The organism is Micromonospora sp. B9E7 (genome assembly GCF_039871815.1).
In the GTDB taxonomy this organism is placed as follows: domain Bacteria; phylum Actinomycetota; class Actinomycetes; order Mycobacteriales; family Micromonosporaceae; genus Micromonospora.
The window spans coordinates 344,515-354,030 of record NZ_JBDPLX010000006.1; the positions used below are offsets into that span (position 1 = coordinate 344,515).

The 9,516-nt window shown below is 70.5% G+C and carries 10 protein-coding genes; 4 read left to right on the top strand and 6 right to left on the bottom strand.

The window, feature by feature from the left end; genetic code table 11:
- Window positions 1-5: 5 nt before the first annotated feature.
- Complete coding sequence (locus ABGB10_RS12955) at window positions 6-1,097, top strand: winged helix DNA-binding domain-containing protein (RefSeq protein WP_347661112.1); 1,092 nt, start codon at window positions 6-8, stop codon at window positions 1,095-1,097.
- Window positions 1,098-1,124: 27 nt separating this feature from the next.
- Here the strand turns inward: ABGB10_RS12955 and ABGB10_RS12960 are convergent, their stop codons facing one another.
- On the bottom strand, window positions 1,125-1,568 hold the full coding sequence (locus ABGB10_RS12960; RefSeq protein ID WP_347661113.1) for a DUF5990 family protein: 444 nt from the start codon (window positions 1,566-1,568) through the stop codon (window positions 1,125-1,127).
- A 266-nt stretch (window positions 1,569-1,834) separates the two neighbouring features.
- Here ABGB10_RS12960 and rph point away from each other — a divergent pair, with 266 nt between their 5' ends.
- A complete protein-coding gene (gene rph, locus ABGB10_RS12965) occupies window positions 1,835-4,447 on the top strand; it encodes a rifamycin-inactivating phosphotransferase (RefSeq protein WP_347661177.1) in 2,613 nt (870 codons plus the stop codon).
- Window positions 4,448-4,529: 82 nt separating this feature from the next.
- On the opposite strand, the gene ABGB10_RS12970 is transcribed toward rph, so the two are convergent.
- Window positions 4,530-5,117 (bottom strand): dihydrofolate reductase family protein, encoded by a 588-nt coding sequence (locus ABGB10_RS12970; RefSeq protein WP_347661114.1) that lies wholly within the window; start codon window positions 5,115-5,117, stop codon window positions 4,530-4,532.
- 44 nt (window positions 5,118-5,161) lie between these two features.
- Window positions 5,162-5,680 (bottom strand): pyridoxamine 5'-phosphate oxidase family protein, encoded by a 519-nt coding sequence (locus tag ABGB10_RS12975; RefSeq protein WP_347661115.1) that lies wholly within the window; start codon window positions 5,678-5,680, stop codon window positions 5,162-5,164.
- Between the two features lie 75 nt (window positions 5,681-5,755).
- Between ABGB10_RS12975 and ABGB10_RS12980 the strand changes: the two genes are divergently transcribed.
- Together ABGB10_RS12980 and ABGB10_RS12985 are read left to right on the top strand one after the other, a co-directional pair.
- The gene (locus ABGB10_RS12980; RefSeq protein ID WP_347661116.1) at window positions 5,756-6,430 is read left to right on the top strand and encodes a winged helix-turn-helix transcriptional regulator; all 675 of its coding nucleotides are present in this window, start codon (window positions 5,756-5,758) and stop codon (window positions 6,428-6,430) included.
- Window positions 6,431-6,574: 144 nt separating this feature from the next.
- Window positions 6,575-7,219, top strand: coding sequence for a dihydrofolate reductase family protein (locus ABGB10_RS12985; protein WP_347661117.1), 645 nt, complete (start codon window positions 6,575-6,577; stop codon window positions 7,217-7,219).
- Between the two features lie 186 nt (window positions 7,220-7,405).
- Here ABGB10_RS12985 and ABGB10_RS12990 read toward each other — a convergent pair whose 3' ends face one another.
- From ABGB10_RS12990 to ABGB10_RS13000, 3 genes are all read right to left on the bottom strand, one after another.
- The gene (locus tag ABGB10_RS12990; protein WP_347661118.1) at window positions 7,406-7,738 is read right to left on the bottom strand and encodes a hypothetical protein; all 333 of its coding nucleotides are present in this window, start codon (window positions 7,736-7,738) and stop codon (window positions 7,406-7,408) included.
- Between the two features lie 153 nt (window positions 7,739-7,891).
- A complete protein-coding gene (locus tag ABGB10_RS12995; RefSeq protein WP_347661178.1) occupies window positions 7,892-8,320 on the bottom strand; it encodes a DUF6069 family protein in 429 nt (142 codons plus the stop codon).
- Between the two features lie 50 nt (window positions 8,321-8,370).
- The gene (locus ABGB10_RS13000; RefSeq protein WP_347661119.1) at window positions 8,371-9,369 is read right to left on the bottom strand and encodes an RNA polymerase subunit sigma-70; all 999 of its coding nucleotides are present in this window, start codon (window positions 9,367-9,369) and stop codon (window positions 8,371-8,373) included.
- Between the last annotated feature and the right edge of the window lie 147 nt (window positions 9,370-9,516).

Below are 9,516 nucleotides of genomic sequence, written 5' to 3' on the forward strand. Positions count from 1 at the left end.
CGGGCATGGTGGATCGGCGCCAGGTGTTGAACTTCCGCGTCCGGGCCCAGCAGCTCGACCGGGGCGTGGGCACGCTCGCCGACACCGCCGTCCTGGACATCGGGGTGCAGAACACCGGGCCGGACGGCGCCCGCTGGGCGCTGGCGGTGCGCGGGGTCGACGTGACCGCGGTGTCCGGCAGGGAGGTGGTCCTGCTGTGGACCGTGCGGGGCGCCCCCCACCTCTATCGCCGGGCCGACGTCGGGAGGGTGGCGGCCGCGGTCGAACCCTTCACCGATGCCGACGCGGGCAAGCGCATCTACGACGCGTCCCGACCCCTGAAAGCCGCTGGCATCGACAACCTCGCGGCCCTCGACGAGATCGCCTCTCGCATGCGGGCCATCGTCACCGTGCCAGCGGTCAAGGGAGACGTGTCCGGCCGCCTGGCAACGATGCTGCCGGAGCCGTACCTGCGGTTCTGCCGGCCGTGCGACGCCACGCACCTCTACGAGATGCCGTTCCGGCTCGCCGCCGTGCGGGCCGGACTGGAACTGCAGCTCGACACCTCACCCCCGGTCCTGCGGCGCATCACCGGCTTCACGAAAGCAGCCGCTCCGGGTGACCGGTTCGACCTCATCCGCGCGTACCTCCGCCTGCTCGGCCCGGCCACCCCGAAACAGGTGGCCGACTATCTCGACGCCCCGGTCAAGGACGTGAAGGCGCGCTGGCCCGACGACGTGGTCGAGGTGACGGTCTGCGGTGAGGTGCGCTCACTGCTGGCCGCCGACGAACAGGCGCTGAAGTCGGCCGACGGCACGGGCACCCGCCTCCTCGGTCCGTACGACCTGTTCCTGCAGGCGAAGGACCGGGCGACACTGGTGCCGAACGCCGCGCACGCCAAGCAGTTGTGGCCGGTGCTGGGTCGCCCTGGCGCCGTCCTGGTCGACGGCGAGCTGGTCGGCACCTGGCGCCCGCGCAAGTCCGGCAGGACGTTCACGGTCGCCGTGCAGCCCTGGCTGCGGCTGTCGGGCGCGCCGCGCGACGCCATCACCGTCGAGGCCGAACACCTCGCCGCGCACCGTGCCGTCTCCCTCAGCGGCGTCGACTTCGCCAGCTAGCTGAACCAACCCGGAGGCCGCAGCCCCTCACTCCACCGTCCAGGCGATGGCGGGCGGCCGGACGCGCGCGCAGAGCGGCCCGCCGGTGGCGTCGGTCAGCCCGACCCGGCCGACCAGGACCCCGCCGCCCTCGTGTGCGGCGCGCAGCAGCTCGGTCGGGACGTCGGTGAACATCAACTTCGCCCGTCGGAACATCGCGAAGCCGTCCTCGGTCATCGTGCCCCAGCTCAGGTACAGGAATCGCGCTCCGGGACGGCCGTGCACCCATGGACCGCCGACGTCGAGCATTCCGTCGATCTCGCGGCTGGACACCTCGAAGCGCCAGGTGGCGTCGTCTGCGTGGGCCGGCACCAGGTCGACCACCTCGGCCTTGCGCTGAACTCCGACGTGCACGTCGCTCAGCCGCAGCGTGTCGGCCTGCGCACCGGCACGTCGACCGGGGAGGTCGCTGCCGTCGATCCGGATCCGCATGCTGGCGACTCTCGTTCCCCGACCGGTTCGGGTGCGCCGGTCGGTGGTGTCGGCGGCCTGGAGAGGCCGGCCGAGGTGTGCAGCGGTCAGGCGGGTCACCACACCACCGGGGGCGACAAAAAGTAAAGGCAAGGAGATGACTCTCCCTGCCACTTCTAACGTATATCGCACCTGGGGGCTTGCCGCAAGACCCCGGTCGTGGCGCAGAATCGGCGGCCGGACCAGCACAAACGAGGTAACGGGGGCGCGACGTGGGTGTGGTGTCGATGGACGCGGGCCGCAGCGAGTTCGTACCGCTGGTGGATCTTCGAGAGGTCGACGAGACGCAGGTCGCGGTCGTCGGTGGCAAGGCCGCGCACCTCGGCGGGCTGTCGCGGATCGACGGCATCCGCGTGCCGGCCGGGTTCTGCGTCACGACGGCCGCCTTCCGGCGGGTCATGGCAGAGGCGCCGTCTGTCGACGAGCGGCTCGATCAGCTCTCGCGCCTGGACCCGGATGACCGGGAGGAGATCCGCACGCTGAGCGCGGAGATCCGCCACAGCATCGAGGAGACCGCGATCCCGGGCGAGCTGACGGCAGCGATCACCCGCGCGCTCGCCCGGTTCGGCGACGAGGCGGCCTACGCCGTGCGGTCCAGCGCGACGGCGGAGGACACCCCCACGGCGTCCTTCGCGGGCCAGCAGGACACCTACCTGAACGTCGTGGGGCCGGAGGCGATCCTGCGGCACGTCAGCCGATGCTGGGCGTCGCTGTTCACCGAGCGGGCCGTCGTCTACCGCCTGCGCAACGGCATCGACCACCGCACGGTGCACATGGCTGTCGTCGTACAGCAGATGGTTTTTCCGGATGCGGCCGGAATCCTGTTCACGGCCGACCCGGTCACGGGCAACCGGAAGGTCTCGACCGTGGACGCCAGCTTCGGCCTCGGCGAGGCCCTGGTGTCCGGCCTGGTGAACCCGGACGTCTTCAGGGTGCGCGACGGGGAGGTCGTCACCAGGGCGGTTGCCGCCAAACACCGTGCCGTCGCCGCCCTGCCGGGCGGCGGTACGCGGGAGGTGGCGATCGATCCGCAGCGGCAGGAACAGCCGGCGCTGACCGAGGCGCAGGTGGTACGGCTCGTGCGGCTCGGGCGACGGATCGAGGCCCATTTCGGCCGCCCGCAGGACATCGAATGGTGCCTGGTCGACGACGACTTCCTGATCGTGCAGAGCCGGCCGATCACCACGCTGTTCCCCGTTCCCCCGACCAGCGACCAGGAGAACCACGTCTACCTCTCGGTCGGTCACCAGCAGATGATGACCGACGCCATGCGGCCGCTGGGACTCTCCATGTGGCAGCTGACCGCCATCGCCCCGATGCTGGCGGCCGGCGGGAGATTGTTCGTCGACGCCACCCGGCTGCTGGCCTCCCCCGCCAGCCGCGCCGGCTTCCTGAAGATGGCGGGGCGCGACGATCCGCTGATGAGGGACGCGCTGGAGACCATCCTCGACCGGGACTTCGTTCCGACACTCCCGGACGACGGCGGTCCCGGTAGGCCGACGACCGGCGGCGCGTCCACCCCGATCGCGACCGACCCGGCCATCGTGACCGAGCTGATCGAGCGCAGCGAGACGTCCGTCGCCGCCCTGCGGCGCGACATCGCGACGGTGACCGGCACGGCGCTGTTCGACTTCCTGCTGGAAGCCTTCCAGGAGCACAAACGGGTCCTCGCCGAGCCGCTGAACATGCAGGCGATCATGGCCGGCATGGAGGCCACCTGGTGGCTCAACGACCGGCTGCACGAGTGGCTGGGCGAGAAGAACGCCGCGGACACCCTCACCCTGTCCGCCCCCGGCAACATCACGTCGGAGATGGGACTGGCGCTGCTCGACGTCGCCGACCAGATCCGTCCGCATCCGGAGGTGGTGGCGTTCCTCCAGAGCGTCGAGGACGACGGTTTCCTCGACGAGCTGCCGAAGTTCGCGGGCGGGACCGAGGCGCGCGACGCCATCGAGGCGTACCTCGACCGGTACGGCATGCGCTGTGTCGGCGAGATCGACATCACCAGGCCGCGGTGGAGCGAACGCCCCAGCACACTCGTGCCGGTGATCCTCGACAACGTCAGGCTCTTCGAGCCGGGTGCCGCCAGGAGGCGCTTCGAGCAGGGAGACCAGCAGGCGCACCAGAAGGCGCAGGAGGTCTTGACGCGCCTGCGGGCGCTGCCGGACGGGGAGCAGAAGGCCGACGAGACCGAGCGGATGATCGACCGGGTGCGTACCTTCATCGGCTATCGGGAGTACCCGAAGTACGACATCGTCTGCCGCTACTTCGTCTACAAGCAGGCCCTGCTGGACGAGGCGGAGCGCCTCGTGCGGGCCGGCGTGCTCACCGAGAGGGAGGACGTCTTCTACCTCACGTTCCAGGAGTTCCACGAGGTCGTGCGCTCGCACCGGGTGGACGACGAGCTGATCCGGCAGCGCAGGGAGGCGTTCCGGTCGCACCAGGCGCTCACCCCGCCCCGGGTGCTCACCTCGGACGGTGAGGTCGTCCGCGGGGCGTACCGACGCGACGACGTGCCGGCCGGCGCCCTGGTCGGTGTGCCGGTGTCCGCCGGGACTGTCGAAGGACGCGCCCGTGTCATCCTCGACATGGCGCAGGCCGATCTCGAAGCGGGCGACATCCTCGTCACGGCCCACACGGACCCGAGTTGGACGCCCCTGTTCGTCGGCATCGCCGGCCTGGTGACGGAGGTCGGCGGGTTGATGACGCACGGCGCGGTGATCGCACGGGAGTACGGCCTGCCGGCTGTGGTCAGCGTGCTCGACGCCACCCGGCTGATCCGCGACGGGCAGCGGATCCGTGTGCACGGCAGCGACGGGTACGTCGAGATCCTGCCCTGACCGACGGCGCCTCAGGAGGAACGGCGATGACGATCCCTGTCCGAACGTCTGGGCGTCTCGAGCCCGGTTCGTCGGCCAGGACTCAGGAGGCGCTTCGGGTGTCGATGCTCGGGCGGTAGGTGATGAGGACGACCCCGGAGGCGAAGGGCTCGGCGGACAGGAGCTCCAGTCGCGCGGGCGGCTGACCGCCAGGGAACAGCGCCTTGCCGTCACGCAGGAACACGGGGTGCACCAGGAGGTGGATCTCGTCGATGAGCCCGTACTGGGCAAGGGACCGAATCACGGACAGACTGCCGTAGACCACGATGTCACCGCCGGACCCACGCTTGAGCTGGGTGATCTCGTCGGGGTCGACGTGGGTGAGTCTCCGGGTGTTGTTCCAGGTCGCGATGTCGCCCGAGGCGGAGACGACGATCTTCTCCAGGGCGTCGACGCGCTGGGCGTACCCCCTGACGTCGTCGGGTTCGTCGGGGTTCCGGGCGGCCTGCGGCCAGTAGCCGGCGAAGTCGGCGTGTGTCACCCGGCCCAGCATCAGACTTCCGGCGTTGTCCACCAGGTCCCGCTCGTATCTCTGGAGCTGGTCGTCGACCAGCAGCCAGTCCATCTCGTCGTCCGGACCGGCTACGAACCCGTCCAGCGTGGTCCACATCGACACGACAATCTTGCGCATCTCTCGTCCTCCGTCATCGTGAGGTGAGTGCCGGTGCTCTGCCGCTATCGGCTGCCCCTGAGTGCGGCTCGGACGGGTTCCGGTGTCCGGGCCGGGAACCGCTCCCGGAAATCGACGACTCCGACCCACGTGGGGCGCAGGCCGATCCGGACCATCCGCAGGCCCGGCTTGTCGATCGCCTCCAGGTAGGCGTTGCCCATCTCCTCGCCCATCCCCGTGCGCTGGATGGTGGCGTACTCGGGCAGGACGCCGGCGACCTCCGTCAGGGTGACCTTCCCGCGCAGCATGAGCACCTCCGGAAGCCCGTCCGTGGTGTCGATGCAGACCGCCACGTCCGGTCGTGCGCGCAGTTCACGGATCTTGTAGGTGCCGGCGAACGCGCCGACGACCAACTCCTGGCCGGTCCACAGGAAGTTCACCGGAATCAACCGCGGCGTCCCATCCCTGCTCGTGTAGGCCAGGCGCGCCACGGGCCCGACGAGCAGGCGTTGCGCCACGGGGGTTGCCAGCAGCTTCACATCACCTTGCGGCGGGCTCGCCGCCTCGGAGTTGAGCAGGCTCATGAGAGCCAAGCTAGAGGGTTAACTCCTACAGAACAAGTGGCGCTCCTAAAAAAGGATCCGGGTAGGCTGAAGGTCATGAGCGGCATGCGTAGTTATGGGGATCCGTGCGGTGTCGCGCGTGGACTGGATGTCATCGGCGAGCGGTGGGCACTGCTCGTGGTACGCGACCTCCTGCTCGGCCCCAGGCGCTTCAACGACCTGCTCGGCGGCCTACCCGGAGTGAGCCCGAACGTGCTGAGCCAGCGGCTGCGCCAGCTGACCGAGCACGGCGTCGTGCACCGGCGTGACCTGGGACCGCCCACCCGGGTCCACCTCTATGAACTCACCGAATGGGGCCGGGCCCTGGAGCCCATCCTCCTTCAGTTCGGACGCTGGGGAAGCCAGTCCCCACAGTCCCCCGAGGGCGCCCTCGGCATCGACTCCCTGCTGCTGAGCATCAAGGCGGCCTTCGATCCAGCACGAGCCGCGGCCCTACGTGGCGTCTACGAGTTTCACGTCGACGCCGACACCTACCTCGCCGAGGTCGCCGACGGTGCAGTGCAGATCCGGCGCGGCACGGCACCCGAGCCCGACGCGGCCCTCACCACCGACATCGACACCCTCCGGGCCGTCTGCGGCCACCAGATCACCATGGCGGCAGCGCTCGCATCGGGCGCGCTTCGCCTGACCGGTGACGAGCCCGCCCAGCGGCGCCTCACCGATCTCCTCCTGGCCCCGTTCACACCCACGCCCCGGCCGGCCACGCCCTGAGACGTCCACGGGTCCTGGATGGGCCGGCGTGCGGATCAAAGCTGTTGCCGTGACGACCACGCCGACGCTCCTGAGGACCCTCTATGCGCGCCTTCACCGGTCTACTCTCGGGGGTCGAGACAACCACTTCGTGAGGAGTAGGGCATGGGCCTCGTCCACATCGAGCTGTTCGCCACCCTCGACCTCGTCGGGCAGGCGCCCGGAGGTCCCGACGAGGACCCGGCGGGGTTCCCGTTCGGCGGCTGGCAGGCGCCCCTACTGGACGAGGTCGCCGGAGCGCAGGTCGCGGCCGCGTACGAGGGCACGGACGCTCTCCTGCTCGGCCGGCGGACGTACGACATCTTCGCCGCCTACTGGCCGCACCAGGAGGGCGGCGAGGACAACGACATCGCCACGCTCTTCAACAGCGTCCCGAAGTACGTGGCCTCCCGGGGCACGCCCGACCTGTCGTGGGCCGGGTCCACCCAGCTCGGCCCGGACCTGGCCGGCGCGGTGCGCGACATCCGGGACCGGCACGAGCACGTGAAGGTCGTCGGGAGCCTGAACCTGGTGCAGACCCTCCTGCGCGAGAAGCTCTTCGACCGGCTGGACCTGTGGGTGCACCCGATCGTGCTCGGCGTCGGCAAGAAGGTGTTCGACGGTGGCGCGGTGCCCACGAACCTCACACTCCTCGAACCACCGGTGGCCAGCACGAAGGGCACCGTGTACCTGCGGTACGGGCTGGCCGAGGGCACGCCCGCCACGGGCGACATGGCCGCACCCGATCGCGGTGCCCGGCACGACGACTGACGTCGCCCCGCGTGACACCGGCGAGGCCGCCCGCATCGAACGCTCGTCGCCAAGATCCGCGCAACATCAGGATTGTTGGTCCCCTGCTCAGCGGGTGGAAGCAACAACCCTGATGTTGCGCGGATCTCCATGCCGCCGATCAACAACGCACGTTCGTCACGGGCAGACCAACGAACGCAAGCCGGCTCAGCGGGTGGCCTCGTCGGGAAGTGACCGCGGGTGCCGGAACGCGCCCAGCACGGCGGCGACGACGGCAGCCAGCAGCAGGATCCGCACCGCGTTGAACAGCACCGTGTCGCCGGTGGAGTGGGGTGGGAAGAGGTCCTTCACGAGCCAGCCACCGCCCAGTCCGAGGCCGAGGCAGATGTGCATCGCGGCCCGCAGGCGTGGGAGGGGCTGCGGGCGGCCGAAGATCCGGGGCACCCTCGTGCCGCCACGGCTCCGGTAGAGCAGCACGGCGGCCATGGCCAGGCTGGCCGCGAGGCATGCGACGGCCAGGACCACGTCCACGGATTCCATGGGCGACAGGCTATCCGACCGATGCCCGCGCGGCGGGTGTGCACCGCGTGCGCCCAGTCCCGAGGAGCATTCCGAGTATGCGAGATCGGCCGGCGAGCCCCGCGACCTCGGCGGCCCGGTCGCTCGGCGGCCTGACCGCCCGGCGCGGGACCGTCAACCGGCCCGGGCGCGGAGGCTGCGCGTCAGGGTGGGGATCATCACCGCCGCCGGCACGAGGTGCAGCCCGAGCAGAGCGACGGTGGTGGTGGTGGTGTTCGCCCCGGCGAGCAGGGGTGGAACCAGTGAGATCGCGGTCAGCGACGCCGCCGTCCAGAGGAACCGCTCGGCGGGACGGGCGCTCCACCGCAGCAGGGCGACGGCGATGACGGTGCCGACGACCGAGAAGAAGCCGGTCACGACGGCGAACCCGCCCAGCGGGACCGTCTCGCCACCGTCGGGGATCTCGAAGTCGACGCCGACGGCCTGGGCGAGCGCGGCGGCGAGGGTGGTGGCCACCACCGCCGCGAGGGCAGCGACGAGGCCGGTGCCGGCGAGCCCGAGAAGTCGGCGGTTGGTCTGAGTAACTGCCGGGGCGGCGTCCATGCTGGTCACGTCATTGCTCCATCGTCTCGGGTAGCGGGCGGACATCGGGACTACTCCGTGCCGTCCGCCGGCAGCCGCTCCGGCAGCCCGAGCCTCGGGAACTGGTCGTCGTGGAAGGTGGTGATCTCGGTGATCGCCCCTCCGGTGACGCGCAGGACGTCGATCGTCAACGGCAGGTACACGTTCTCCCGCTCCCGCCAGTGGTAGAAGGCGACGGCGGGTTGCCGGTTGACGGAGGTGGGGACGCCTCGTAGGCCGGTCATGCGGTCGAAGCCGCCCTCGATCCAGTCGTTCACCACCGCGTCGCGGCCGAGTTGCAGGCCCGGGGTGGGCGGCATCGAGCAGCGCACGTCGTCGCGCAGCATCGTGGTGAGCCGGCCGATGTCGGTGGCCACGCTGGCCTCGGTGAAGCGGCGTACCAGCTCGCGTGTCCCGGCGTCCTCGTCGCCACCGGTCCAGTCCTGCCGCTCGGCGGGCAGGTGCTCCCGCATGCCGGCGCGGGCCCGTTGCAGCGCGCTGTTCACGGAGTTGACGGAGTCGCCGAGCAGCTCCGCGACGTCCTTCGCCGGCCAGCCGAGCACGTCGCGCAGGATCAGCGCGGCCCGTGGGCGGGGCGCGAGGTGCTGGACGGCGACGACGTACGCCAGCTCGATCGTCTCCCGCGCCACGGCGAGCGCCTCCGGCTCGTCCGCGTCGCCCGCCGGCAGTTCGTCGAGCAGCCGATCCGGATACGGCTGCAACCAGCGCACCTCACCGCCGGTAGCGGGTTCCGGGCGACGCTTGGCGAGCAGGTCCAGGCAGGTGTTGGTGGCGATCCGGTACAGCCAGGCCCGGAACGTCGAGCGCCCCTCGAAGGTCTCCCGCCGCCGCCAGGCCCGCAGCAACGTCTCCTGCACGGCATCCTCGGCGTCTTCGAACGACCCGAGCATGCGGTAGCAGTGCACGTGCAGCTCCCGCCGGTGCCGCTGCGCCAACCCCGAGAACTCCGGTTCGTCACCCTCGCCCAGACCGCTCACGCCCAGCTCCTCCAGCCGCCTGTCCGCACTCATCACGTCATCCTCGCCTCTCGTCGTGTCCGGTCGGAGGTGTGACGGGGGCGGGCGCCGAAACTCATCACCAGCGTCGTTTGGCATGGCCCGTCTCCGGACGTTGCCCGCTGTTGGCACCATCGTTTCGAAGGACGCCACCGACGACGG